Source organism: Mesorhizobium sp. B2-4-2 (assembly GCF_006442845.1).
Taxonomy (GTDB): Bacteria; Pseudomonadota; Alphaproteobacteria; order Rhizobiales; family Rhizobiaceae; genus Mesorhizobium.
This window is the reverse complement of the sequence record NZ_VFVM01000017.1, coordinates 1-25,377: the sequence shown is the minus strand read 5'-3', so window position 1 is coordinate 25,377 and position 25,377 is coordinate 1. Positions and strand designations below refer to the sequence as shown.

Sequence of the window (25,377 nt, the reverse complement as noted above, 5' to 3'; positions counted from 1 at the left end):
TTTTGTTTTTAAATGCCCAATGCCGCGAAGGCCTGAGCCGGTCCGCCACGGCGCAACTGCTCGAGATGGACGGCCGCAAGGTCCATCAATCCTGGCCGCTCAGGCGCCCCCGTCGCGAAGCCGGCGAGATCGAACACTGCCGCGACGGTTTCGGCAGCGGGCAGATTCCGGTCAATGATCGCCGTCATCGGCATGTCGAGCGGATCGGTGAAATGGCCGTCGGGCAGGGATTTGCCGCGTGCTTCGCAGGCGGCGATCCAGGCGGCAACCGCCAGCATGAGATGTCCGGGCGCGGCGCCTGAATGGAGGCGCTCGATCGCGGAGGCAATGATGCGCTGCGGCAGTTTCTGGCTGCCGTCATTGGCGATCTGTGCGGTGCGGTGGGCAAGTGCTGTGTTGGAGAAACGCTGGGCAAGCTCTGCCGTATAGCTCGCGGTGTCCAGGCCGGCATCGGTGGGCAGCGTCGGGATTGCCTCGGCCCACAGCGCATCGACAAAGCGCCTGATCGCCGGATCGGCGAAGGCGCGGTCGACGGTGGCGTGTCCGCTGAGCAGGCCGAGATAGGCAATGGCCGAATGCGCACCGTTGAGCAGTCTCAGCTTCATGTCCTCGAAGGGCCTGACATCCCCGACCATGGTGACGCCGAACTTTTCCCAGGCCGGGCGGCCTGCCGGAAAATTGTCCTCGACCACCCACTGGCGGAACGGCTCGGTCATGACCGGCCAGGCGTCGTCGACGCCGAGCTCGAGAGCGATCCGCGCCCGGTCGGCATCGGTCGTGGCCGGCACGATGCGATCGACCATGCTCGAGGGAAACGCGACCTTGTCGGCGATATGGCCGGCAAGCCTGGTAGCGCCCTTCTCACCGAGGCTGGCATCGCGCAGCGTGGCGAATTCCACCAGCAGCCTGTGCAAGGTCGCCCCGTTGGCAGGCAGGTTGTCGCAGCAGAGCACGGTGAAGGGCTGCACGCCGGCCGCGCGACGGCGTGCAAGCGCCTCGGCCAGAAAACCGTGCGCGGTCTTCGGCAGATGCGGGTTCGCCAGATCGTGGGCGATATCAGGGTGGGCTGCGTCGAGCCCGCCGCCGGCGGCCCGCAGATAGGCTTTCTCGGTGATGGTCAGCGTCACGATGCGGGTGCGCGGATCGGTCAGCGCGGCCAGCACGGCGGCGGGATCTTCCGGCGCCACCAGCATCGCGCCGATGGAGCCGATGACATGAAGACTTTCCTCGCCCCCGCTGCGGATCGCCAGCGTGTAGAGCCCGTCCTGCGGCGCCAGCGCATCGCGCGTCTCGGCACTGCGCAGCGACACGCCGACGATGCCCCAATCCGTCTCTCCGGCAGCCAGGCAATCGTCGACATAGGCTGCCTGGTGGGCGCGATGAAAGGCGCCGACCCCCAGATGCACGATGCCTTGCGTGACCGATGCGCGATCAAAACGCGGCACGGCGATCCTGGCCGGCAACGTCGCGATCGTATCCTTCGAAAGACGCCTGTTCATTGCTGTGCGAAGTCCCCGATTGGCCTTTGGGAGCCGCCCCGTAAGGTCGGCGAAGGAGAAACGGCAGCGGCGTAACATCCACTGCCGTCCCACACAATGGCCGGTTGCCGATCCAAAGTCATCATACAACAATCCATTTTTTGTATGTTGACATTATTTCCTTGCGACCCTACCGATAGCGCCTCTTGGGAGGATCACCGTGGCACTGACCGATGCGGATTTGCTGTTTCGCGCCGACGTGCGTCCACGCTCGCTCGCCCGCACCGGCTCTGAGCCGGCGCCTTGATTTTTGAAAAGGGAGGAAGTCATGTTGCATTTTTCGAAATTGACGGCGGCTACATTCGCGTTCGGCTCGCTGCTGATCGGCATCGCCAACGCGCAAACCGTGCTGCGGTCGGCCGACACGCACCCCGACGGCTATCCGACGGTCGAGGCGGTGAAATACATGGGCGAGCTGATCAAGCAGCGCACCGATGGCCGCTATTCGGTCGAGGTCTATCATTCGGCGCAGCTCGGCGAGGAGAAGGACACGATCGAGCAGACCCAGACCGGCGTCATCGACCTCAACCGTGTCTCGATGGGGCCGTTCAACGGCATCGTGCCGGAAACCGCGGTGCCGTCGCTGCCCTACATATTCCGCTCGGTCGAACATATGCGCCATGTCATGGACGGGCCGATCGGCGACGACATCCTGAAAGCTTTCGAGGCACATGACCTGGTCGGTCTGGCCTTCTACGATTCCGGCGCGCGCTCCTTCTACAACACCAAGAAGGACATCGCCTCGATCGCCGATCTGAAGGGCATGAAATTCCGCGTCATCCAGTCGGACGTGTTCGTCGACATGGTCAACGCACTGGGCGCCAACGCCACGCCAATGGCTTATGGCGAAGTCTATTCGGCACTTGAGACCGGCGTCATCGACGGCGCGGAAAACAACTGGCCGAGCTTCGAATCCGCCAAGCACTATGAGGTCGCCAAGCACTACACGCTCGACCAGCACCAGATCGTTCCGGAGGTGCTGGTGATGGCGAAGGCGAGCTGGGACAAGCTCTCGCCGGAAGACCAGGCGATCGTGCGCCAGGCGGCCAAGGACAGCGTCGTCAAGATGCGCGAACTGTGGGACGCGCAGGAGAAGAAATCCCGCGACATCGTCGAAAAGGCAGGCGTCAAGGTCAGCGAGATCGACAAGCAGCCGCTGATCGACGCGATGAAGCCGGTCTACGACAAATACCTGTCGACGCCGGCGCTGAAGGACCTCGCCGCCCGCGTCCAGGCAACCAAGTGAAGTCGGCCGCGGGGCGGGCAATGCACGCCGTCCCGCGCCTTCGTGACCGGCCGGCGATCGGGAGGATCAGATGGCGACAATGACAAGCAGCGCGGCGCCGCCACGGTTTAGCGTCGTGCTTTCGAGGATCTGCGACGGGGCACTCTACCTGGCCGGCATCGGCTTGGTCGCCATGACCGCGCTCGTCGCCTATCAGGTCTTCTTCCGCTTCGTGCTCAATTCGTCGCCGAGCTGGACCGAAACCAGCGCCATCATGCTGATGAACTGGTTCATCTTCCTCGGCGCCGCCGTCGGCGTGCGGGAGAACTACCATATGGGGTTCGACGTGCTGCTTTATGTCCTGCCGAAAGGCAGCAAGGGAGCGTTGCGCACGCTGTCCGACCTGATCGTGCTCGGCTTCGGATTCGGCATGGTCTGGTACGGCTGCAAGCTTGTCGGCCTGACCTGGCACACCATCATCCCGGCGCTCGAGCTGCCGGGTGGCTTCGACTATCTGCCGCTGGTCGCCGGCGGGGTGCTGATCTGCCTGTTCTCGGCCGAGCGCATCGCGCTGCGCTGGTCGGGCGTCGATATCGACAAGGACATCAATCTCGAGGACGTGCCGGAGATGCCGGCGGTGCAGGAGGCCTAGATGGAGCTCTGGATCCTGTTCGGCGTCTTCACGCTGCTGATGTTCGGCGGCACGCCGATCGCGTTCTGCCTCGGTGCGGCATCCTTTGCCACCGTGCTCTATCTCGGCCTGCCGCCCCTGGTCGTGTTCCAGCAGATGAAATCGGGCATGAGCGCGTTCTCCCTGATGGCGATCCCGTTCTTCATCTATGCCGGCGATCTGATGGTGCGCGGCGGCATCGCGCAGCGCATCGTTTCCTTTGCCGGCTCCCTGGTCGGCCATGTCCGGGGCGGCCTCGGTCAGGTCAACATCATCGCCGGCACGCTGTTCGGCGGCATTTCCGGCTCGGCCGTGGCCGAGGCCGCGGCCGTCGGCGGGCTGATGATCCCGCAGATGAAGGCACGCGGCTACGGCGCCGACTATGCCGTCAACGTCACCTCGATGGCGGCGCTGATCGCGCTGCTTTTGCCGCCATCGCAGAACATGATCATCTATTCGATCGCAGGGGGCGGCAAGATTTCGATCGCCGACCTGTTCACCGCCGGCATACTACCGGGCCTTTTGTTCGCCGCCTCGCTGATGGTCACCGCCTATTTCGTCGCCCGCAGCCGCGGCTACCCGGTCGAGGCCTTCCCCGGTTTTTCGCGTGTCGGGCAGCTGGCGCTCATCGCTATTCCGGGACTGCTCCTGATCGGCATCATCTTCGGCGGCGTCCGCTCCGGAATCTTCACAGCGACGGAGAGTTCGTGCATCGCCATTCTCTACGCCTTGCTTGTTACCGTCCTCGTTTACCGTTCGATGGGCTGGAGCGATTTCGTCCACGCCACCAAGGGCGCCGTGCGCACCACTTCGATGGTGCTGTTGATCATCGGTACGGCGGCTTCTTTCAGCTGGCTGATGGCCTATCTCAAAGTGCCGGTGCTGCTGATCGCCGGCATGAATGCGATCTCCACCGATCCGCTCGTCGTGCTGCTGCTGCTCAATGTCCTGATGCTGGTGCTCGGCACCTTCATGGACATGGGACCGATGATCATCATCTGCACGCCGATCTTCCTGCCGCTGGTCACGCATTATGGCGTGGATCCCGTGCATTTCGGCGTCATCACCATCCTCAATCTCGGCATCGGGCTGAACACGCCGCCGGTCGGCACGGTGCAGTTCGTCGCCTGCGCCGTCGGCAAGATCACCGTCTGGGAAGCGATGCGCTCGATCTGGCCGTTCTATGGCGCCGGTATCGTGGTTCTCGGGCTGGTGACGTATATTCCGGCCATCTCGCTCTGGTTGCCGAGCGTGTTCAAATAGAGGACGACATGGCATTGGATAGCGCAACCGACCTCAGGGTCGAGAGAAAACCCAAACTGTCGGAAACCGTCGTCGCGGCAATTCGCAGGCAGCTTCAGGCAGGCGAGATCCTGCCCGGCCACAAACTGCCGACCGAGGGCCAGTTGACCGAAACCTTCGGCGTCAGCCGCACCGTCATCCGCGAAGCCCTGGCCAAGCTCGCCGCCGACGGCCTGGTCGAGCCGCGGCAGGGTGCCGGCGTCTTCGTCACCGAGCACATCTCGACGATGTTCGGCGCGCTCGCGGCCGATATGGGCAGCAAGGATTCGATCGCACTCAACGTGCTCGAAGTGCGGCTCGCCATCGAGATCGAATCGGCCGGGCTCGCCGCGATCCGCCGCAACGCGGCCCAGGAAGCGGCGATCCAGGAAGCCTTCTTCGACTTCGAACGGCTGCTGCTCGCCAGCGAGCCGACCGGTCCGGCCGACCTCGCCTTCCATCGCGCAATCGCCAGCGCCACCAACAACCCGTTCTATGTCGAGATGCTCGACGTGCTCGGCCGGCGCGCCATTCCGTGCGACGTGACCTCGCCCTGGTCGACCGAGATTGTGCAGTCCGACAGCTATCAGCGTGGGCTGCAGCGCGAGCATCTGGTGATCCTGAACGCGATCACATCCGGCGATGCCGAAGCGGCGCGCGAGGCGATGCGCACGCATCTCTCGGCCAGCCAGCAGCGCTATCGCGAGCGCCTGCATGCGCGGCAGGTCTATTATTCCGACTCGGTCAAGGCGGCCGGCGGCGAATGATCCATCTCAAGTCAGGACAGCAATGAGCCAGAACCATACCGACTATACATCGCGCTTCGCCATCGACCCCGCCGCCGCTGCGGCCATGGGGACCGACGAGTTGCGCCACAATTTCCACATCGAAGACCTGTTCCAGCCCGACCGCGTCAGCCTGACCTACACACATTACGACCGCATGATCGTGGGCGGCGCGATGCCGGCCGGCGCGGCGCTTCGGCTGGAGGCAATCAAGCCGACCGGAACGAACGGCTTTCTCGATCGCCGCGAGTTGATCGCCGTCAATATCGGCGGGGCCGGCACGATCGAAGCCGGCGGCCAGCTCCATGAGCTGCAGGCGCGAGACATGCTCTATCTCGGCATGGGCACGCAGGACGTGTCGTTCGCCTCAGTCGACAAGGCGACGCCCGCGAAGTTCTATCTGCTCAGCGCGCCGGCGCATCAAACCTTTCCCAGCCGGCTGATTCGCATCGGTGATGCCAGGCGTCTCGATCTCGGCAGCAAGGAGGCCTGCAACGAACGCTCCATCTTCCAGTTCATCCATGCCGACGGGGCCAGGACCTGCCAGCTCGTGGTCGGGATGACGCAACTTGCGCCGGGCTCCATCTGGAACACCATGCCGTGCCATGTGCACGACCGGCGCATGGAGGCCTATCTCTATTTCGACCTGCCGGAGGCGGCGCGCGTCTTCCATTTCATGGGCGAGCCGGACGAGACCCGACACATCGTCATACGCAACGAGGAGGCCGTGCTGTCGCCCGGCTGGTCGATCCATTCAGGCGCCGGCACCTCCAACTATGCCTTTGTCTGGGCGATGGCTGGCGACAACGTCGACTACACCGATGTCGATCCGGTTGCGATGGAAGACCTGCGGTGAGCGATCTTTCCGCCTTCAGCCTGACCGGCCGGCGCATCCTCGTCACCGGCGCCAACACCGGCATCGGCCAGGGCATTGCCGTCTCGATCGCGCGCGCCGGCGGCACGGTCGTCGGTGTCGGCCGTTCCTCGATGGATGAGACGGCCGCAAGGATCGCCGCGGCGGGCGGGCGGTTCGAGGCGGTCGCGGCCGACCTTGCCGACACATCTGCCGCAGGTCCGATGCTGGAGCGCGTGTGGGACGAAAGCGGGCCGCTCGACGGGCTGGTCAATAATGCCGGCATCATCCGGCGCGCCGATGCAATCGACCTTTCTGAGGCCGATTGGGACGAGGTGCTCGACCTCAACCTGAAGACGGCTTTTCTGCTCTGCCAAGGCTTTGCCAGGCGCGTCCTTGCCGGCGGACGCAAAGGCAAGATCGTCAACATCGCCTCGGTGCTGAGTTTCCAGGGCGGCATTCGCGTCGCGTCCTACACCGCCTCGAAGCACGGCGTGCTCGGCATCACCCGGCTGCTCGCCTGCGAATGGGCAGCGAAAGGCATCAACGTCAACGGCATCGCGCCGGGCTATATCGAAACCAACAATACGCAGGCGCTGCGCGCCGATCCCGACCGCAGCGCCTCGATCCTGGCGCGCATCCCGGCCGGCCGCTGGGGCCGGCCGGAAGATGTTGGCGATGCGGTGGCCTTCCTGCTGGCGCCGGCGTCGGACTATATGCATGGCGCAGTGGTGCCGGTGGATGGCGGCTGGCTGGCGCGATGAGGATATTGCGATGAGCGAAACGAAAATCTTCTCCCAGGCCGGCGCGGGCGCCTGGACGGCGACGCCGGACGGCAACAGGCGGCGCGTTCTCCTGCACACGGATGAACTGATGATGGTCGAGTTCGCCTTCGACAAGGGCGGCGTCGGCGCCCTGCATTCGCATCCGCATGTACAGGCAAGCTACGTCGCCGAGGGCCGCTTCGAAGTGACCATCGACGGCCGGACCGAAATCCTCGAGACGGGCGGCAGCTTCATCGTGCCGTCCGGCCTGGTGCACGGTGTCAAGGCGCTCGAGGCGGGCCGGCTCGTCGACAGCTTTACGCCGCACCGGGCCGATTTCCTTGCCTGAGGGGCGGCCATGCGATGAGCGATGGACGCTCGTTTCGGCGCGCTGTTTCCAAATGAAAAACCCGCGCCTCCGGAGAGGCGCGGGTCTGTTGCCTGGGCGCTTGCGCGCCGCGGTACTCGAAACGTGGCCGCAGGAGATGGAGCCTGCCGAATCATGGTGAAGATAGGCTTAACGCGGACCGCCATATAATAGCACCGGCGGGCGGTGCACGGCGTTCAAGTGATGTGCCTGAGCAGGCCGAAAAGCCGTTCGAAGGTCCTGCCATAGGGCGGACGCAGAAGGCTCCCCGCGCTCAAGCGCGACTGCAGGAAAACCGGCTTCACCTTGCTGAAGGTGCGAAAGCCCCATTCCCCGTGATAGGCGCCCATGCCGCTGGCGCCGACGCCGCCGAAGGGTTGGTTCTCCTGCACCAGATGCAGCATGCAATCGTTGATGGTGACGCCGCCGGCGATGGTCTCGTGCAGGATGCGTTGCCGGTTGCCGCCGTCTCGCCCGAACCAGTAGAGCGCCAGCGGCCGGTCGGCCCGGTTGACATGGGCGATGGCGTCGTCGATCCCGGCATATTCGAGGATCGGCAGCACCGGCCCGAAAATCTCTTCGCGCATCAGCCGCAGGTCGGGATCGGCGTTCCTGACCAGGGTCGGCGGCAATTTGCGGCCTGCGGCGCCGAACGCCTCGCCGGCCGGGTTGATTTCGATGACATCGGCGCCGGCGTCTCGGGCCTCCGCGATCATGGCCCGCAGGCGCTGATAATGCCGGTCGCTGACGATGGCGGTATAGTCCGGATTGTCGCGCAGGCTGGGGTAGAGCTTCGCCATAGCCGCCGCGAGTTTCTCTGCCACGATGCCTGACTGTCCCTTGGGCACCAGCAGGTAGTCCGGCGCGATGCAGGTCTGCCCGGCATTGAGGAGCTTGCCATAGGCGACGCTGGCCGCCGCCGCATCGAGGTCGCATGAGGGGTCGAAGATTGCCGGCGACTTGCCGCCGAGTTCCAACGTGACTGGAGTGAGGTTGGCCGCGGCGGCCAATGCGACCTCGCGGCCGACGGCCGTCGAACCGGTGAACAGCAGGTGATCGAAAGGCATCGACACGAAAGCCTTGCCGACCTCCGCGTCGCCGGTGATGATGCCGAGTTCGTCCGGTGCGAAATGCTCGGCGGCCAGGCGCGCCAGCAGCGCTGAAAAGGCGGGCGTCAATTCGGAGGGTTTGACCAGCACGCGATTGCCGGCGGCGAGCGCCGCGGTGACCGGCGCGACGGCGAGCTGGAAAGGGTAATTCCAGGGCGATACGATGCCGACGACACCGAGCGGCTGCGGGACGAGGCGGTTCCTGCCCGGCAGAAACGGCAAGGTGGTGGCGACGCGGCGTTCCCGCATCCAGCCTTTCAGGTGAGACAGCGCGTGGCGGATGCCGGCCCGCACCACGAACAGCTCGGCAAGGCGGGTCTCATGAGCCGAGCGGCCGCCGAAGTCGGTGTCGATTGCCGCGCAGATGTCGGCCTCATGCTTTTCCGTGAGCGCCAGCAGCCGGACGAGGCGATCCTTGCGGACATCGAGGCCCGGAAAGGGCTGCGCCTCGAATGCGGCGCGCTGCTGCTTGAAGCGCTCGCCGAGAGCGTCCTGTCTGGTCTGCAGCATCGCTCCCTCCCTGATCGCGCCGGGCAAGCTTACATCGCAGCGCGTGAGCGAATCCAGCAGGGGTGCTGATGTCGCAGGGGAAGGCGCGAATTGGAGCCGGTGGACATGCCACCCCGCGCATCGCGGATAGCGTTCCGGCGATCTTCGCTTTAAGAACGTTGCCTCAGCCAAACCAGGGGACCATTGCGAGATGGCAATATCGACGGCGAGCGTTCCGCCGGATGTACCAGACCCCAAGCAACGCGTGTTGAAGGACGTGTTCGGCTTCGACGATTTTCGTCCCGGCCAGGCCGAAATCATGGACGCGCTGCTGGGCGGACGCCATGTGCTGGCCGTCATGCCGACGGGTGCGGGGAAATCGCTCTGCTACCAGGTTCCGGCGCTGGTCCTGGGCGGCCTTGCCATCGTCGTCTCGCCGCTGGTGGCGCTGATGCAGGATCAGGTCGCGGCGTTGCGCCTTGCCGGCGTGTCAGCCGATACGATCAACTCCTCGATCGAGCGCGAGGCCAATGTGGCGGCATGGCGCCGTGTCGCCTCTGGCCAGACGCGCCTGCTCTACCTCGCGCCGGAGCGGCTGATGACCGAGCGGATGCTCGAGGCGCTGGCCAAGCTCGACGTCAGCCTGATCGCCATCGACGAGGCGCATTGCATCTCGCAATGGGGTCCGGCGTTCCGGCGCGAATATGAGGATCTGTCGCGGCTGCGCTCCATTTTCCCGCAAGTGCCGATCATCGCGCTGACGGCGACGGCGGACGAGGCTACCCGCACCGATATCGAAGCGCGTCTGTTTGCCGGGCGCGCCGAAACCGTGGTGCTGGGTTTCGACCGGCCGAACATCAAGCTTGCCCTCGAGGCCAAGCAGGACAGCAAGCGCCAGTTGCTGCGCTTCGTCGAGCGTCACGCGGGCAAAAGCGGCATCGTCTACTGCCTGTCACGCAAGAAGACCGAGGAGATGGCGGCCTTCCTCGAGAAGAACGGCGTCACCGCGCTCGCCTATCACGCCGGGATGAGCAAGGAGACGCGTGAGGCGAATCAGAACGCCTTCATGACGCTCTCCGGCGTCGTCATGGTGGCGACCATCGCCTTCGGCATGGGCATCGACAAGCCCGACGTCGCCTATGTCTTCCACACCGACCTGCCGGGCAGCCTCGAAGCCTATTATCAGGAGATCGGTCGCGCGGGCCGCGACGGGCGGGCGGCCGAGGCGCATATGCTTTACGGGCTCGGCGACATCCGCATGCGGCGCCTGTTCATCGACGACGAAGAATCATCACCTGAACACAAGAGGCGCGGGCATCGCCGGCTCGATACGTTGATCGGCTATTGCGAGGCGGTACAGTGCCGCCGCCAGATCCTGCTCGGCTATTTCGGCGAACAGGCAGCGCCCTGCGGCAATTGCGACAATTGCCTCGACCAGGCGCCGCGCGCCGATGGCGGAACGGAAGCGCGGATCATCCTGACGGCCGTCGCGCAGACCGGCGAGCGCTTCGGCGCCGCCCATGTCATCGACATCCTGCTCGGCCACGAGACGGAGAAAGTACTGGCGAGAGGCCATCAAACGCTGACCAGTTTCCGGGCCGGCGCGGCGCATAGGAAAACGGTCTGGCTGTCGCTTATCCGGCAACTGGTCGCCGGCGGGTTCCTTGTGCCGGATCCGGACGGCCATGGCGGCCTCGCCATTTCCGAAAGCGGCCGCGCCCTCGGGCGCGGCGAGGTTGCGTTCCATTATCGCGTCGAGACGCGGGACCCTCTCGCGCGCGGCAGGAAGCGTTCCGGGGAAGGCTCCGCCGCCAGCGCCGAGGGCGTGGATGGATCGCTGCTGGGCGCGCTCAAGGCGCTGCGGCTGCGGCTGGCCAAGGAGCGGCAGGTCCCGGCCTATGTCGTGTTCTCCGACCGCACGCTGATCGACATGGCCGAACGCCGCCCGCGCGACCTCGACGCGTTCGCCGAGGTGAATGGCGTGGGAGCGGCGAAGCTTAGGGAATTCGGGGAAATTTTTCTGGGCGCAATCGCGGCGCACAAAACCGATGGCTCAACCTGAGACCGCCAAATTGGGCATGGGTGTTCGTGCCTGCGGTTCGTCTCCACGATAGGCGGGTGGGCACGACGATTCGACGGCCTTGCCTGTATGCGGGTCTTTGGGATGATGCTCCGAAGTAGGATGATCGTCGGACGGTCATCCGTCGCGACGCCTCCAGTCCGGCCACTACGGCCCATCTTACAAATTATTCCTGAGGCTGGTCCTCTCCTTAGCGCGGCGCATTATTCCAATGACGTTCCGCCTTGCGCCTCCGTGTGTAAGCCCAAGGCCGATACGAAATAGTTCGGGAACCTCATAGGGCGGAGACTCATCCAATATAACGCCATGCGTCTTTAAAAGCATCAATTCATCAAGGCTTATATCCATTTGTTGCATATTTTCTTGGCTTATAGGCGCTTTAACGGCATTCGTGTGCTGTCTTATTTTTGCAAATATAGTTTTCAGTTCGGGAACTTCTTCCTGAATCTCGGAAACCTTCGCGTCGCTTGTCGGGCCAACTGCTCGCCGTAACGCCGACGGCGAAAGAAGCCGCCCTGAGTACTGTGTCTCTTCTTGTTGAGTCACCGGAACCGAAGACGCTTCTTTCACAAAGCGAACTAGATCACGAGCTGTAAGGCGACCCTGCAAATCTGACAGGACAGCCAGCACCCAGTTTGCGGTATATGCTTCTTGCGTGCGTTTTCCATCTCTATCATCAGGGCCAAGTTTTCGACCCCAAAGGCGTTCTAGGAGTTGTTCTTGGTCTACCCGGCTGCGGGACTTGAACGATGCATCCCAGATGCTCAGCGCTCCCGACTTTGTGGCGAGCCAAGCGGCTAGCTCTAACACATCGGGTTCGTCCCACGTGAGCGCAAAATCCTTATATTGTTGGCGGAATTGGCCTACGTTTTGCGGTACGCCAATTTCAACCGTGTCGCGTCTTGCGAAAACTATCAACCCTAGAGGCCGGCCCTGCTCAGTCCTTAGGCGCGCTGGCAAATCGACTAATAGTGATCCCAACATAGCAACAAAACTATTATCAGCCGTGGTGGCTCGTATCTCCTCAATGCCTTCGACAATCGCAACGACAGACGTTTTCGTTTCTCGGAGTTTCGATAGGAAGCGCTCTCCTGCTCCCAATTGGCGAACCTCAAAGCCCGCAGCCCACGCAATAATGTCGAGCCACAACTTCGTCCATTCTGGCTGCGTACGGGAAGTAGCAACTGCGGATGCAATCTCGTCCTTAGTGTCGGTGGACTTTTGCGGTTCTCCAAGGCCTAGAGCAGCGCTCGCAGCGCGTCGCCGCCCGTCAACCTCAAGTAGGTAATCGCTACCACCTACAGTCGAACTAACAACCGGTAAGAGTTGAGCATCAAATGGGGTTGGCGCCTGCACGAGTTGCTCCATCGCTTTTCGCCATGTCCCCTTGCCAACAAAATAGCGAGCGGTGAGGGTCTTTCCTGTGCCCTTAGCACCTTCGCTTACGACAATCGGAGTTTGCCCCTCCTGTCCGAAAGCCCTCAAAGGGCCAGTGACCAATGGTGTCTCACTTATTGCATTTTTGGATTCGGCGAACTCCATTGCGTTAGAAAATCGATTTAGCATTCCGCGTCGTTGTTCAGGTGTTTCAATCGCGAGCGGCCGCGGGGCTTCTGTGCTGGCATCAGCCTCTGCTTGGCTAGCCGGCAATGCACGATCGAGCCACTCGTCAACCGCCGACTGCATCTGACGAACAAATCCGGAGGTTTCAAGCTGAACCGCGAAGTCGTCCCAGCGCGATCTCGGTACATGGAGGTCAGGAATGTCTCCGATTTTCGTTATTATAAAAGGCGTTAGTGCAATTTCGTCGTTGAGGATCGGCACATTTGCTGGGGTTTCCTTTCCGTCGTCAGGTATTAAACTCGTTTCAATCCGCCGTAGTATCGGGTCCAATATTTTGTCGTCTGTTCCATACTCGCGGAAGATGGTAGGAATTCGATTCACTATCAGAAGCGGTGGAGTCTGCTTGACGACAAGCTTTCGTAGCTCTCGGGAAATAAACGAAAAAAGGGCGCCTGTCGCATTGATGGATTGGCTTGAGAGCGAAGTGCACAAAACCCGTGGAACATCTGGATCAAGCATCAGCTGGAGTGAGACTGGCACCAGCCCCGCGCGCAAATCCACCACTGCTCCGGCACATCCTGCAGCATTAGCGGTAATAGCTATGATGTCAGCCAAGGCATACGGGTTATCTGGCGAAGCTAAATGCTCGGCACGAACTGTCGAACTCGCTAGTTCATCCAGCGCCCGGCGGAGTGGAAGAACAACGAGTTGACCTAGCCGTTGAGACTGAAGTCGATTTGCCACCCATTTTGCGATCGAGGTTTTATCTTGATCGGGCGAAGCGTGTGCAAGCGTGATCAGATCTTCGAACGATACGCGCGCCTCGGTTCTGGTTTCGGCGAAAAGATAACTCAACCCAGGGGCTTCGATATCGGCGTCGACCACAAGGATAGGTTTCCCCGCGCGCCTCTGCCAGATTGATGCTATTGCGATGGCTGACGTTGTGCGTCCCGTGCCCCCTTTAACGCTGTGGCAAGCTATCACCGGGACGGGGCGCGGCGCGGTGGCAGCATTTCTCGATGGCGCGCCAAAAGCCACGTCTCCGTCAATGGCGCCGAGGCTCACTCGCACAGTCGCGAGCGGGCCTTCGCCGATTTCATATTCTATCGGGAGTTTCTCAAGTCCCTCAGGTCCATCCAAGCGAAAGGCATTGCCATGGTCACTAAGTAGGAGGCCTGGCACAACGTCTTTCAACCAGGTTTTGACCTCTTCTGGGGTTGAGGGATTGGCGTCGATTCCAAAGTTGGCTCCGGCCCAATCGACATGAACTCTGTACAACCCTTTCGGCTTAGACAGCCAACTATCGCTTGTAGGATCGAGCCTTGATAAGGCGCGCGCCACGTCGATCCAAGTAATCGGCGGGCCTACCTGCATGGGATCGTTGTCCGCCGTCATTTGAATTCCTCCGTCACGTAAGCTATAGCCCGTCCCAACCATTCAAGCACAGCCTCATGCTCGGAGATAACTCCCCCGTATCGCCATGCTTGGTGAACCTCATTCACGGAAAGAGGTTCACCGGTATTCATTGTTATACTGCCAGGTGTATGCGAAAGCCTATCCGGGCGGATCTTTAGCTCACGAATGAGATCGTCCAGCTTATGCCCAAATTCGCTTGCCGACTTCTTGGCAGCAGAATTTTTGTCACTGGCCATACGAAGGCTGTTTCGGGACATATATATTGCCTTCAAGCCGCACTCAGCAGCATAGAAAAGCAGTATACCTTTAGAGGCGGCGTCGACATCTTTACGAGCTGCGACGGCGAGTTCGTTCATTCGACGTCTGAGCGCTTTATAGGCAAAATCGAGCAGAATCTTCCCCCACGCTCCGTACATTACAAGGCAGGATGACGCTTGCTTAACCATGTGCCAAGAGCACGGCAAGTGCCTTCCAGTAAAATGCAGCTTCAAATAGAGCGCTGGCTCAAGCATCCGGTCATCGGCCGTTATTGATGCTCCATCGTACGGCCCAATCGACGAAGACGGGACATCAGTTGTGCATTGAATGCGATAGATCATCCTGGGCAACGTTGAAGAGCCGGCTGCCGCGCTTCGGTAGCAAGCGGAGTCTCTTGACCCGTTTCTCAAGCGACTGCAGCCCTAGCGCGCATCGGCTTTTCTGTGCCAAGCTATATTTTTGTGTGTTGTGGCATAGGAATGGCGGAGAGGGAGTCCGCCGTACTATTGTTCGCCATGGCTCGCAGGCGTCTCACCCGACCTTGATTCTTCAACGGTTTAGCGGGCGATGCGTCTTTCATCGTTCACCATCGTTCGCTATTATCCCTGATTTGAAATGGGGAAGAAAGTGGGGAAATGGCTCGCTCACTTCAGAAACTTACGGACGTGAAGGTTAAGTCGGATAAGTGGAACCCCGGCCGGCATAGCGACGGGGGCGGTCTGTATCTCAACGTGTCTGCCGTCGGCACCAAGTCGTGGCTCTTCATGTGGACGCCTGCCGGCGGCAAGCGACGGGAAATGGGCTTAGGCGCCTACCCAGCGGTGTCATTGGCGAAAGCGAGAGCGAAAGCCGCCGAATGCCGCGTAGCTGTTGCGGAAGGGCGGGACCCTATCGCCGAACGAGCCAAGGAAGCCGAACCGACCTTCGGGGACTGCGCGGATAAATTCTTGGCGTCGATGGAGGCCTCTTGGCGGAATGAGAAGCATCGCGCGCAGTGGAAAATGACGCTTGAGGAGTACTGTAAGCCTATCCGCGCAAAGAGGGTCTCGACGATTGGCACCGAGGAGGTCTTGCAGGTGCTGAAGCCGATCTGGACGACTAAGCCGGAGACAGCTTCTCGGCTCCGGGGGCGCATCGAGCGTGTCTTGGATTTCGCAAAGACCAAGGGCTGGCGGGAAGGGGAAAATCCCGCCCTGTGGCGCGGTCATCTAAAGAATGTGCTGCCGGCAAGGAGGAAGCTGACCCGAGGTCATCATGCCGCGATGCCCTTTCATGAGGTTCCAGCATTCGTCGTGCGACTGAGGTCCGCAGAAGCAATGGCAGCGCGAGCTTTGGAGTTCCTTGTCCTGACCGCTGCGCGCTCTGGGGAGGTTTACGGCGCAAAATGGGACGAGCTTGATCTGAATGTTGGCCTTTGGGTGATTCCTGCCGAACGGATGAAAGCCAGCAAGGAACACCGCGTGCCGCTATCCAGCCGCGCGTTGAACCTCGTCAAGCTTCTTCATGATCTGAGGGTGTCCGACTACGTCTTCCCTGGGCAGAAAAAGGACCAGCCACTGTCGACATCCGCAATGGAAATGCTGCTCCGGCGATTGGACGTAGACGTAACAGTTCATGGCTTTCGCTCGTCTTTCAGGGATTGGGCAGGCGATAGGACGATGTTTCCCCGTGAGGTGGCGGAGGCAGCTCTTGCCCATGAGGTGGGCAATGCCGTGGAGCGAGCTTATCGCCGGGCGGACGCCATCGAGAAGCGCCGCAAGCTGATGCAGGCTTGGTCTGACTATCTCGCGGGGCCGAAGGTGGCGAACGTCGTGAGGTTGCAGAAAAGCCACAAGGCGTAGTATCGGCCGGACGCTGGAAGAGGCAGGCACGTTGCGCGAATGCTGGCTGGCGCCAGGGGTGAAATCGCCCGCTCAATCGTTCTCCTCTATTATCCGAACTTCGCCACAGCCCGGCCTTGCGTTATCAGCGTCCATGTTGGCTAGAATAGGTCGTCATTGGAAAGCGAATCATGCGCGACATTTCGGCCCGAGATGCGGAGGACGGCTTCGGATTGCTCATGGCCATTTGCCGTGTTGCGCCGGGCTTAATTAGAAAATATGGCCCGCCTCTCGCTGTGTTCGCCGACGATGAAAAAAAGGAGCTAGCTCCCCTTCGCTCGCTAAAAAGCGACAGCTCTTGCAACAGTTGAGCGTGCGCCGATGAACATCGTTGAAATAGAATCCGAACTTCAGGACCTTGTTGATCAGCCGTTTGACCCTGCGGAATTCGCCTTTCGCTTCCTCGAGATTTACGACGCTCCGAAGGCGACCATAACCAAGCTTAGGCAGGGTTCCGGCAACCACGCCAGCCAGCCCGGCGATGTGCTTTGGAAAAGCAGGCTTTTCTTCCGAGTCGCCGCGAAGGGGCAAGTTTCGAAAACCGTCGATGCGATGCTCACAGATCCTCTGGTCAAGAAACACCATCCCCGCTTTGTGATGGCCACGGACGGGGAAGATGTGTATTGCCGCGATCTGAAAGCGGATCAAAATGTCGATGTCGGCTTTGGCAAACTGAACGACCAGTTCCTATTTTTTCTGCCGCTGGCGAATATCGAACGGTACGAAGCGCCCGCCGAAAATCCTGCCGACATCAAGGCGACCGGTCGGGTAGCAAAGCTGTATGACGCGATCCTGGACGCCAACGGCGATTGGATCGAGCGCGATTACACTCATGATCTCAATCAGTTCATGACGCGCCTGCTGTTCTGCTTCTTTGCTGAAGACACCTCGATTTTCGAAAAGGACATTTTTACGTCCACCGTCATGAGCCTGACCCAGGAAGACGGCTCCGACACCACCGCAGTCCTTGGGGCGGTGTTCGAGGCGATGAATACGAAACCTGAGGAACGCCAGCACCTGCCGGAATATGCGAGGCTCTTTCCATATGTGAACGGCGGACTTTTTCGCGACAAGACCCAGGTGCCGAAGTTCTCCAAGCGGGCGCGACGACTTCTCAAAGAGTGCGGCGAGCTCTATTGGAAAGAGATCAACCCCGACATTTTCGGGTCTATGATTCAGGCCGTGGCGCAGCCCGGCCTACGCGAGGACATGGGTCTGCACTACACGTCGGTTCCCAACATCATGAAGGTGTTGGAGCCACTATTTCTGCGCTCATTGGAAGAGGAGTTCGAAGCGGCGAAGGACAGTGAGGCGAAGCTCAAAAGGCTTCTCCAGCGCATTTATAACATCCGCGTTTTCGACCCGGCATGCGGATCGGGCAATTTCCTCATCATCGCCTACAAGGAATTGCGCAAACTCGAAATGCGCGTGTTCGAGCGGCAAAAGGAAATTGCCCGGCAATGGTCGCTGCCGATAACGGAGGTAAAGCTCGCGCAATTCTTCGGTATTGAATTGACCGACTTTGCCTCGGAAACCGCCAAGCTCTCACTCTGGATTGCGGAATACCAGATGAACGAGCTTTTCAAGGCGACATTCGGAAAGGCTCCGCCTGCGCTGCCGTTGCGCGATAGCGGCAACATAGTTCACGGGAACGCAACTCGCGTGGACTGGATGCAAGTATGCCCGCCGTTCCCGAATGCTGAGACATATATCGTTGGAAATCCACCGTACCTCGGCCGCGCTAAGCAAACTGCGGAGCAAAAGTCCGAAATTGCGGACATATTTTCTGCGCATATCAAGTCTTATAAGCGGCTCGACTATGTCGCTTGCTGGACTGCGAAGGGCGCATTCTATTGCTCTCAGACTTCGGCGAAGTGTGCTCTTGTTACAACAAATTCCATCTGTCAGGGGGAGCAGGTAGGCCTCCTCTGGCCCCTCGTGCTGAAATTGGACCTTGAGATTGGTTTTGCCCACCAATCGTTCAAATGGAGAAACAGCGCTGCAAAGAATGCCGGCGTGACGTGCATTATCGTTGGAATCAGACAACGTAGCACCGAGAGAAAGACCCTCTATTCTGAAGACATCTCCAGGGTTGTAAAAAATATCAGCCCATATCTCCTCGATCGCGACAATCTAATTGTCCGTTCGATAAGCAATGCCAAGTCAAACCGGGTCATAATGAAATTCGGGAATATGCCTGCGGACGGGGGGCATCTCTTGATGTCGCCCACCGAGAAGGAGACTCTCGTAGAGCAATCCCCCGCAGCGGCCGTTCTTCTGCGGCGAGCTTACGGCTCCAATGAGTTGATCAAAGGGCTGGAGCGGTGGTGCTTGTGGATTGACGACGGTAATTTGGCGCTAGCCGAGTCGATACCGTCGGTTGCAACACGAATTGCGCAATCAAAGGCAATGCGGCTGAAAAGCATCGACGCGGGGACGAAAGCGCTTGCCGGACGACCGCATCAGTTTCGTGACAGAAACGTTGCATCCGATCATCTTCTCGCAATTCCAAAGGTCTCTTCCGAGCGCCGTCGATACCTGCCTGTAGCAATGCTGCCTTCTGAGGCAATCGTTACCGACCTACTTTTTGCGATATATGATGGACCTGAATATTTGATGTCCGTGCTTTCGTCCCGACTTCATATAGTTTGGGCCATGGCGGTCGGCGGGCAGCATGAAACCCGGCTACGGTACTCGAATACGCTCGTCTACAACACGTTTCCAATTCCGGATTTGTCTGAGGCTCAGAAGTCTACGCTGGAAGATCACGCCATCGAAATTCTTGCTGCCCGCGAGGCCCATCCGGGCAAAACACTGGCCTGGCTTTACGACGGAGAGACGATGCCGTCCAAACTATCGGAGGCTCACAACGCATTAGATGATACGATCGAGACCATATATATCGGCCGGCCTTTTCGAACCGACAGTGAACGGCTGGAGACCTTGTTCGACCGCTACGCGGCGGGATTGAAAAGGGCACAGCCGATCAAGCGGCTCGGCCGGCAGGAACTCGCGCCGGGAGCGCCATAAATGGCCGATTTCGTTACCGTTACCTACGGCCAGACCGGAGCGAGCCAATCGGTCAATGCGCTCGGCATGCGTGCCATGCAGGCGCGCGCCTTCGACGCCCGCAATTCGCAGTATCTGTTGGTGAAAGCGCCGCCAGCGTCCGGCAAGTCTCGCGCGCTGATGTTTATTGGACTGGATAAGCTCGAAAATCAGGGCCTGTCCAAAGTCATCGTCGCCGTACCAGAGCGTTCGATAGGCACCTCCTTCAAGTCGACGAAGCTGACAGAGATGGGATTTTTCCGGGACTGGATCGTCGATTCGAAATGGAATCTCACCGATTCCGCAGGCGCCGCCGGGAAGGTCGCCGCCTTCAAAGCCTTTATGGCATCGGACGACGAGATTCTTGTCTGCACGCATGCAACCCTGCGATTTGCATTCGATCAGCTCGGCGCGCCCGCGTTCGCTGACAGCGTGCTTGCCATAGATGAATTTCATCATGTGTCAGCCGACGAGAACAATCGACTGGGCGAGGTCGTTCGTGCGCTTATGCAGGATGACAAGGCCCATATCGTTGCAATGACCGGGTCTTATTTCCGGGGCGACACCGCGCCGGTTTTGCAGCCCGAAGATGAGGGGCGCTTTAACCGGGTCACATACACCTATTATGAACAGCTAAACGGCTACCAGTATCTCAAGACGCTTGGGATCGGTTATCATTTCTATCGCGGTCGTTACATCGAGGCCATCAATCAGGTCCTGAATTCGGACCTGAAGACGATCGTTCATATACCCCATGTCCGGTCCGCAGAATCCACATCGGACAAATACGACGAGGTGGACCGCATCCACGATCATCTCGGGACGGTGCTGGAGAAGGACAACGAGACGGGCCTTTACAGCGTGCAGCGGGCGGACGGGCGTATTCTGAAAATCGCCGACCTCGTCGATGACGGGCCGGAACGCGAGCGGGTCATGCGGACGTTGCGCAAGATCGAGGGCCGCGACGACGTTGACATTATCATCGCGCTCGGGATGGCGAAGGAAGGTTTCGATTGGATTTGGTGCGAGCACGCCCTGACTGTCGGATATCGCGGCTCGCTTACCGAAGTCATCCAGATCATCGGACGCGCGACGCGCGACGCTCCTGGAAAGACCCACGCGCAATTTACCAATCTCATCGCCGAACCAGACGCGAGCGAAGAGCGGGTGACCGATGCCGTCAATAACATGCTCAAGGCGATTGCCTGTTCTCTGCTTATGGAGCAGGTACTGGCGCCCAATTTCAAGTTCAGGACCAAGGCCGACGCCGACGAGCTGGACGGCTCGCGAAAGGAGACTGATATCGTCTATACGCAAGATGACAACATTATCGCAATCAAGGGCTTCGCCGAGCCGAGTTCGGAGCGCACGCGCCAGATTCTCGAAAGCGACCTCAACGACCTGACCGCTGCGATCATCCAGGATACCGACGTTTTACGGGCGGGGATGAATCCGGACTATTCGCCAGAAATCGTCAACCAAGTTATCATCCCGAAGGTGATCGAGCACAAATATCCCGATCTCACGCCGGACGAGGTGGAAGAAGTCCGTCAAGCAGTTGTCGCCAACGGCGTCTTCAAGAGCCCCTCCGTTCAGATCGAGCAGCACGGCGACACGAAATTCGTCCGCATGGCGGAACGTCTCATCAACATCGATCAGCTCGACATGGACCTGATCGATTCGATAAATCCCTTCCAGAAAGCCTACGAAATTCTGTCGAAGTCGGTGACGGAAGACGTCCTGCGCACAATCCACGCCGCTGTGGCATCGACGAGGATTTCCATGACGGAACAGGAGGCGGTGTCGAGCTGGCCACGTATCCAGGCGTTCAGGAAAGAAAAGGGCGTTGCCCCGAGCCTAGTCAGTCCCAATCCGATCGAGCGGCGGCTGGCCGAGGCCCTCGCGTGGTTACAAGCCAAGAAGCGCGAACGGGCAAAGATAGTCAGTGCTGAGAGTTAGCCATGACGCGCCTGACCCTTGAGCAGATACTGTCTTCGGAGGACCATGACGGTTTGCTCGACGTGAAGCCCGCAACATCGGCCGCGAGCTCGGATGCATCACGCATTACGCACGATTTCGAGGAACTGAACCGCTTTATCGATCAGTACGGTTATGTCCCGGGCGAGGGGCCGAGCGATCGAAAGCCGTCTGTCAAGGAGCGCGTGTTGTCGATGCGCCTCAAAGGCTACCGGGACAATCGACACATCGCCGCCCAGCTCACGGCTCATGACCGTCATGGGCTCCTGGCCGACGAAACGGCAACCGCGTACGAACCCGCTAGCGTTGAGGAAATACTCGGTCTGGACGACGAGCTGCTGAACACGGCCAGCGAGGATATTTTCCATCTCAGACATGCGCGCCCGAGGGCCGCGCGCCCGGATAAGGTATCGGAGAGAAAGCCGGCAAAGGACTTTCAGATATTCAAGCCGCTGTTCGACGCCTGCGTTGCCGACCTTGTTTCCGGCAAGCGCAAGAGCATAAAGTTTGCGAACGAACAGGAAATCAATGCCGGCGAATTCTTCATCTTGAACGGCATCATGGTTTATGTGGCGGAAGTGAACGATCCGCATTTCCGCAATGGAAAGCGGAACGCGCGCTTGCGTCTCATTTTCGAGAACGGCACGGAGGGTGAAAACCTTCTACGGTCATTGGCAACCGAACTCTACAAAGATCCGAGTGGACGGCGCATTTCCAGTCCCGAAGCGGGGCCGCTGTTCGGGACGGAGCCGGCGACCGAAAGCGTTGCAGCACCGAAGGGTCGTGTAACCGGATGCATCTACGTTGTGAGAAGTCTTTCGGCTGCGCCTGAGATCGTGAAACTAGACGGCCATTTGTTCAAGATTGGGTTTACGACGGGCCCTTTCGAAGAGCGGATCAGAATGGCGAAGGACGATCCAACTTTCCTGCTTGCACCGGTACATCCCGTCCGCACCTATGACGCGATCGATCTCAATGCGAACAAGTTCGAGAACTTGCTGCATCGCTTCTTCGGGGAAGTGCGGCTGAACATAGAGATCATGGATCGGTTCGGAAGGCCCTTTAAGCCGAAAGAATGGTTTCTGCTTCCGTTGTCCGTCATCGAGCAGGCGATTCCTATGCTGCTTGATGGGAGCATCCTCCACTACCGATATGACTCGAAGGCGGGTGTCATCCTGCCGGTGAAAGCCTCGTAGCGGCGACTCTGCCGACAATTTACCCAAAGGGCCTCAGCCGAAGCCAGCTAGGGTTTAGCAGCATGGCAGGAAACTGTGCGCGCAGAGCTGATCGAGTCCGCGCACGGCGCGGAATGTTGTTTCCCGCTGAGCTGATGTCCGATGTGTGGAGGCTGATGCGGCGGCTTGGACTAACCGACTATGCAGGCTTGTTGTCGACAACTCAGTATCCTGCCTCGTAAAAAGAGGAAATGCAGGGGGCGAATTGTGAAAGTGGGCTATACAGAATTTTCATTTGGATACGCATTTACCGAAAACCTAATACGCTCGTCTCCCATTGCGCCAGTGGGAGCGCCAGTCTTCCCGAATCTGATTCAGGAGGGGTCGTGGGGGTTCGATATCCGGATTAACTTCCCAGCCACACCTCTTTTTTTACAGTACAAACTCCCTGAACTGATGCGGCGCGGAACTGCTTTTGAGATCGCAAATTGGAACTGTCCAGGTCTTAGAGTTCCCTTTTTTCGAATCGCAGTGATGAGAAGGGATATCTCCCGTCAGCATGAACTGCTGATAGAGCTGGAGTCACGCTATCCCGCGAACGTATTTTATGCCGCCCCGACGCTCGAAAACGTTCGAGCCTTTGATAGCGCTTACAACGCTGCAGCAGTCGCTCGGCGATCTGTCTTCTTTTCGCCTACGGAAATTGGACCACTACCCGACGACAAAATTCATACCATCGCGTACCGGCGTGGACTGGCAACCGGGTATTTTTGTTCTAAGCCGAAGCCGATCAAAGCCCTCTCATTCGATCAGCTTTCCACCACCCTGAGTGCTAAGTTTGAGGAGAAACGATTCGGTGAATTGCAATTCGCCGCGCGGGAAGTGAGAGAAAACATCCTTGACCTCGTATCCCCAGCTATGCGTGACGCACACGAGCTAGTTGCGGAGCGAGTGAGGGCCAGGCGTCGCCCGACTGCCGATGGCACTCCCCGTTCTCCAGAGGAGGAGCTGGCTAACGTCGATATTGCCGTCGCCAGAGAGATTGCCCGGGTCGACATGGGGATCGACCTATTGATTGCGCAGCCACGATAGAAACCCTCTAACGTCGGCCCGAAAGAGGCTCCCTCTGCTCCGGTTCCGATAAATGGTGCGATACTCAGAATTAATGAGCGTTCTAAATTCCTACCCCTGGGACGCGCGTTCTTCCAAAACTTTCCTATGTGCCTCTCGGCGCCGGAGCAGAAAAAAATGGTTGTTAAGACTCTTGAGGAAATAGCGCGCGAACGAATGAACGAAGCTTCGGATGCTGCCCGCAAGCGCTTCCGGAATGCCGTGAAGCCAATCTACGGCGTGTCTGATGGGGGCGACCCATTTCACATCGGATCGGCTTTGCTCCTCGATTTACCCGAAGGACACTATTTGCTGACTGCCGCCCATGTCATCGATTGGAGCAAGTCAACTACGCTCTTTCTTGGGGCAGACCACTTCGCACCACTGCAATTTGAGGCCCTTGTCACGACGCCACCGAGCGGAGACCGGCGCAAAGATCACGCGGATTTCTCAATAGCCCCACTGAACGCTGACTTGGTGCCGAAGCTCATAGGTGCGACGTTCGTTACGGAAGCGGAAATAAGCGCTTCAGTGGCGTCAAGTGAAGGTAGGATATACACATGCCTCGGCTACCCGAATTCGAAAAACAAGATCAATAGAGTCAATGGGACAAGGGTCATTCCATCCCTTCTCCCGTACACAAGCGTAGGAAGGTCTGCCTCTTGTCTTCCTGCGATTGCCAAGGAGAACCACCATATATTGGTCGACTACAACGCGAGGCATGCCCGAGATGAACTGGGCGCAAAGGTAAGCGCAATCGCCGTTCGTGGATGTAGCGGCGGAGCCATCGTCGACATGGGTCGAATTTCGCCAGACACTCTTACCGCTGACTTCGATCCAAAACTTGCTGCTCTCTTTATCGAGGCGCATGCCGAACAAAAGGTGATACTGGGGACGCGGTTGACCGTCATTCTAGCGGAGATGCGATCGCACATCCAAAGAACCGCTGATGACATCGCGTCGTCGTGTGGCGGGCAGACGCCGCCGAATTAGACGCAGACAACGACATCATCTGCTGCAGCGCGCCGGGAGTCATGGTGCAGGCATCAGTCCTTGCAAGCGTCATGAGGTGTCAGCAAATCAAGGTGACTGACCCCGATCGCTTCTGCAAGTTCGAAGAGCGTAATCACTGTCGGGTTTCGCTTTCCCCGTTCTAGCCCGCTTAAATACTGCTGGCTGAAGCCTGACCGGGCCTCGACCTCCTCCTGAGTGAGGCCCTTTTCCCGCCGAAGGCGAGCAAAATTCTCCCCGATCAATACGCGCATATCCATAAAGGACTGCGTTGCGGAATTTGCTGGTCAAGTTTATCAACTATAGTATGTAAATGGCGCAGCGGGAGCAGGTGCGCCATTGCCTGGCAATATCATCATCGTCACGGCGTAGACGGACCGTGCGCCATTTTTGGGGGGCTATTATGTTCATCGCGCGACTAGCGACGTTAGCGGGATTGGCTCTGCTAGCTGTTTCGGTGCAAGCCCATGCGCTAACAGCTGCGGAATGTCTTGATAAATTCAATGCCGCCAAAACCGATGGTACGCTCAATGGCCGGCGTTGGACTGCTTTCAAGAACTCGGAATGCGGTCCCGGCAGCAAGCCGGCTTCTACGAAAGAGCAGCCGATCGACGAGCTTAAAAATGAAATGAAGCAGGCTGGCTATTCCGAGCAGCGCATACAAATTGCTTTCGCTGCTCTGAATATCAGTCCCATAGCAAGTCGGCCGTGAACTATCCGCAAGCCATTGATTTGGCTTTTTGATCCGGGCCGATTGTGGCTTTGGAATTGCAGGATT

The 25,377-nt window shown here is 59.4% G+C and carries 20 protein-coding genes; 14 read left to right on the top strand and 6 right to left on the bottom strand.

What is annotated here, in order from left to right; genetic code table 11:
* Positions 1-8 precede the first annotated feature (8 nt).
* Complete coding sequence (locus FJ942_RS26445) at positions 9-1,499, bottom strand: mannitol dehydrogenase family protein (RefSeq protein ID WP_140899452.1); 1,491 nt, start codon at positions 1,497-1,499, stop codon at positions 9-11.
* A gap of 307 nt (positions 1,500-1,806) precedes the next feature.
* On the opposite strand from FJ942_RS26445, the gene FJ942_RS26440 reads away from it, so the two are divergent.
* The 7 genes from FJ942_RS26440 (at position 1,807) to FJ942_RS26410 (ending at position 7,465) form a co-directional block, all read left to right on the top strand.
* Positions 1,807-2,784 (top strand): TRAP transporter substrate-binding protein, encoded by a 978-nt coding sequence (locus FJ942_RS26440; RefSeq protein ID WP_140492983.1) that lies wholly within the window; start codon positions 1,807-1,809, stop codon positions 2,782-2,784.
* A gap of 79 nt (positions 2,785-2,863) precedes the next feature.
* Positions 2,864-3,415 (top strand): TRAP transporter small permease, encoded by a 552-nt coding sequence (locus FJ942_RS26435; RefSeq protein WP_140493500.1) that lies wholly within the window; start codon positions 2,864-2,866, stop codon positions 3,413-3,415.
* Positions 3,416-4,696 carry a TRAP transporter large permease gene (locus tag FJ942_RS26430; protein WP_140560745.1) on the top strand — a complete coding sequence of 427 codons (1,281 nt, stop codon included), beginning with the start codon at positions 3,416-3,418 and terminating at the stop codon, positions 4,694-4,696.
* An 8-nt stretch (positions 4,697-4,704) separates the two neighbouring features.
* Entirely contained in the window at positions 4,705-5,481 is a 777-nt protein-coding gene (locus FJ942_RS26425; RefSeq protein ID WP_140899450.1) for a FadR/GntR family transcriptional regulator, read from the top strand.
* Between the two features lie 22 nt (positions 5,482-5,503).
* On the top strand, positions 5,504-6,355 hold the full coding sequence (gene kduI / locus FJ942_RS26420) for a 5-dehydro-4-deoxy-D-glucuronate isomerase (RefSeq protein WP_140899448.1): 852 nt from the start codon (positions 5,504-5,506) through the stop codon (positions 6,353-6,355).
* Positions 6,352-7,116 carry a 2-dehydro-3-deoxy-D-gluconate 5-dehydrogenase KduD gene (gene kduD / locus FJ942_RS26415; RefSeq protein WP_140525006.1) on the top strand — a complete coding sequence of 255 codons (765 nt, stop codon included), beginning with the start codon at positions 6,352-6,354 and terminating at the stop codon, positions 7,114-7,116. The genes kduI and kduD overlap by 4 nt, the downstream gene beginning before the upstream one ends.
* 10 nt (positions 7,117-7,126) lie before the next feature.
* Positions 7,127-7,465: a cupin domain-containing protein gene (locus tag FJ942_RS26410; protein WP_140525007.1), complete on the top strand. Its 339-nt coding sequence runs from the start codon at positions 7,127-7,129 to the stop codon at positions 7,463-7,465.
* A gap of 215 nt (positions 7,466-7,680) precedes the next feature.
* On the opposite strand, the gene FJ942_RS26405 is transcribed toward FJ942_RS26410, so the two are convergent.
* Positions 7,681-9,102: a coniferyl aldehyde dehydrogenase gene (locus tag FJ942_RS26405; RefSeq protein WP_140670694.1), complete on the bottom strand. Its 1,422-nt coding sequence runs from the start codon at positions 9,100-9,102 to the stop codon at positions 7,681-7,683.
* Positions 9,103-9,292: 190 nt separating this feature from the next.
* Here FJ942_RS26405 and recQ point away from each other — a divergent pair, with 190 nt between their 5' ends.
* Positions 9,293-11,143, top strand: coding sequence for a DNA helicase RecQ (gene recQ, locus FJ942_RS26400; protein WP_140899446.1), 1,851 nt, complete (start codon positions 9,293-9,295; stop codon positions 11,141-11,143).
* A gap of 177 nt (positions 11,144-11,320) precedes the next feature.
* On the opposite strand, the gene FJ942_RS26395 is transcribed toward recQ, so the two are convergent.
* Entirely contained in the window at positions 11,321-14,119 is a 2,799-nt protein-coding gene (locus FJ942_RS26395) for an AAA family ATPase (RefSeq protein WP_181170045.1), read from the bottom strand.
* Positions 14,116-14,496: a hypothetical protein gene (locus tag FJ942_RS26390; protein WP_140899442.1), complete on the bottom strand. Its 381-nt coding sequence runs from the start codon at positions 14,494-14,496 to the stop codon at positions 14,116-14,118. The genes FJ942_RS26395 and FJ942_RS26390 overlap by 4 nt, the downstream gene beginning before the upstream one ends.
* Before the next feature lie 537 nt (positions 14,497-15,033).
* On the opposite strand from FJ942_RS26390, the gene FJ942_RS26385 reads away from it, so the two are divergent.
* The 6 genes from FJ942_RS26385 to FJ942_RS26360 all read left to right on the top strand — a co-directional run bounded on the left by FJ942_RS26385 (position 15,034) and on the right by FJ942_RS26360 (position 24,581).
* Positions 15,034-16,239 (top strand): integrase arm-type DNA-binding domain-containing protein, encoded by a 1,206-nt coding sequence (locus FJ942_RS26385; RefSeq protein ID WP_140899440.1) that lies wholly within the window; start codon positions 15,034-15,036, stop codon positions 16,237-16,239.
* A gap of 360 nt (positions 16,240-16,599) precedes the next feature.
* On the top strand, positions 16,600-19,308 hold the full coding sequence (locus tag FJ942_RS26380; protein ID WP_140899438.1) for a DNA methyltransferase: 2,709 nt from the start codon (positions 16,600-16,602) through the stop codon (positions 19,306-19,308).
* Entirely contained in the window at positions 19,309-21,285 is a 1,977-nt protein-coding gene (locus FJ942_RS26375) for a DEAD/DEAH box helicase (protein WP_140899437.1), read from the top strand. It abuts the gene before it with no gap.
* Between the two features lie 2 nt (positions 21,286-21,287).
* Positions 21,288-22,499 (top strand): GIY-YIG nuclease family protein, encoded by a 1,212-nt coding sequence (locus FJ942_RS26370; RefSeq protein ID WP_140899435.1) that lies wholly within the window; start codon positions 21,288-21,290, stop codon positions 22,497-22,499.
* Positions 22,500-22,745: 246 nt separating this feature from the next.
* Entirely contained in the window at positions 22,746-23,570 is an 825-nt protein-coding gene (locus tag FJ942_RS26365; RefSeq protein ID WP_140899433.1) for a hypothetical protein, read from the top strand.
* 156 nt (positions 23,571-23,726) lie between these two features.
* Positions 23,727-24,581 (top strand): hypothetical protein, encoded by an 855-nt coding sequence (locus FJ942_RS26360; protein ID WP_140899431.1) that lies wholly within the window; start codon positions 23,727-23,729, stop codon positions 24,579-24,581.
* A gap of 53 nt (positions 24,582-24,634) precedes the next feature.
* Here FJ942_RS26360 and FJ942_RS26355 read toward each other — a convergent pair whose 3' ends face one another.
* Complete coding sequence (locus tag FJ942_RS26355; protein ID WP_140899429.1) at positions 24,635-24,859, bottom strand: helix-turn-helix transcriptional regulator; 225 nt, start codon at positions 24,857-24,859, stop codon at positions 24,635-24,637.
* A 212-nt stretch (positions 24,860-25,071) separates the two neighbouring features.
* A partial coding sequence (locus FJ942_RS28720; RefSeq protein WP_210243351.1) for a hypothetical protein occupies positions 25,072-25,377 on the bottom strand: 306 nt, incomplete at its 5' end.

Bases quoted from the DNA above. Each gene is read 5' to 3' on its own strand.
- FJ942_RS26445 (WP_140899452.1), bottom strand. From the start codon at position 1,499: ATGAACAGGCGTCTTTCGAAGGATACGATCGCGACGTTGCCGGCCAGG.
- FJ942_RS26440 (WP_140492983.1), top strand. From the start codon at position 1,807: ATGTTGCATTTTTCGAAATTGACGGCGGCTACATTCGCGTTCGGCTCG.
- FJ942_RS26435 (WP_140493500.1), top strand. From the start codon at position 2,864: ATGACAAGCAGCGCGGCGCCGCCACGGTTTAGCGTCGTGCTTTCGAGG.
- FJ942_RS26430 (WP_140560745.1), top strand. From the start codon at position 3,416: ATGGAGCTCTGGATCCTGTTCGGCGTCTTCACGCTGCTGATGTTCGGC.
- FJ942_RS26425 (WP_140899450.1), top strand. From the start codon at position 4,705: ATGGCATTGGATAGCGCAACCGACCTCAGGGTCGAGAGAAAACCCAAA.
- kduI (WP_140899448.1), top strand. From the start codon at position 5,504: ATGAGCCAGAACCATACCGACTATACATCGCGCTTCGCCATCGACCCC.
- FJ942_RS26410 (WP_140525007.1), top strand. From the start codon at position 7,127: ATGAGCGAAACGAAAATCTTCTCCCAGGCCGGCGCGGGCGCCTGGACG.
- FJ942_RS26405 (WP_140670694.1), bottom strand. From the start codon at position 9,102: ATGCTGCAGACCAGACAGGACGCTCTCGGCGAGCGCTTCAAGCAGCAG.
- recQ (WP_140899446.1), top strand. From the start codon at position 9,293: ATGGCAATATCGACGGCGAGCGTTCCGCCGGATGTACCAGACCCCAAG.
- FJ942_RS26395 (WP_181170045.1), bottom strand. From the start codon at position 14,119: ATGACGGCGGACAACGATCCCATGCAGGTAGGCCCGCCGATTACTTGG.
- FJ942_RS26390 (WP_140899442.1), bottom strand. From the start codon at position 14,496: ATGAACGAACTCGCCGTCGCAGCTCGTAAAGATGTCGACGCCGCCTCT.
- FJ942_RS26385 (WP_140899440.1), top strand. From the start codon at position 15,034: ATGGCTCGCTCACTTCAGAAACTTACGGACGTGAAGGTTAAGTCGGAT.
- FJ942_RS26380 (WP_140899438.1), top strand. From the start codon at position 16,600: ATGAACATCGTTGAAATAGAATCCGAACTTCAGGACCTTGTTGATCAG.
- FJ942_RS26375 (WP_140899437.1), top strand. From the start codon at position 19,309: ATGGCCGATTTCGTTACCGTTACCTACGGCCAGACCGGAGCGAGCCAA.
- FJ942_RS26370 (WP_140899435.1), top strand. From the start codon at position 21,288: ATGACGCGCCTGACCCTTGAGCAGATACTGTCTTCGGAGGACCATGAC.
- FJ942_RS26360 (WP_140899431.1), top strand. From the start codon at position 23,727: ATGGTTGTTAAGACTCTTGAGGAAATAGCGCGCGAACGAATGAACGAA.
- FJ942_RS26355 (WP_140899429.1), bottom strand. From the start codon at position 24,859: ATGGATATGCGCGTATTGATCGGGGAGAATTTTGCTCGCCTTCGGCGG.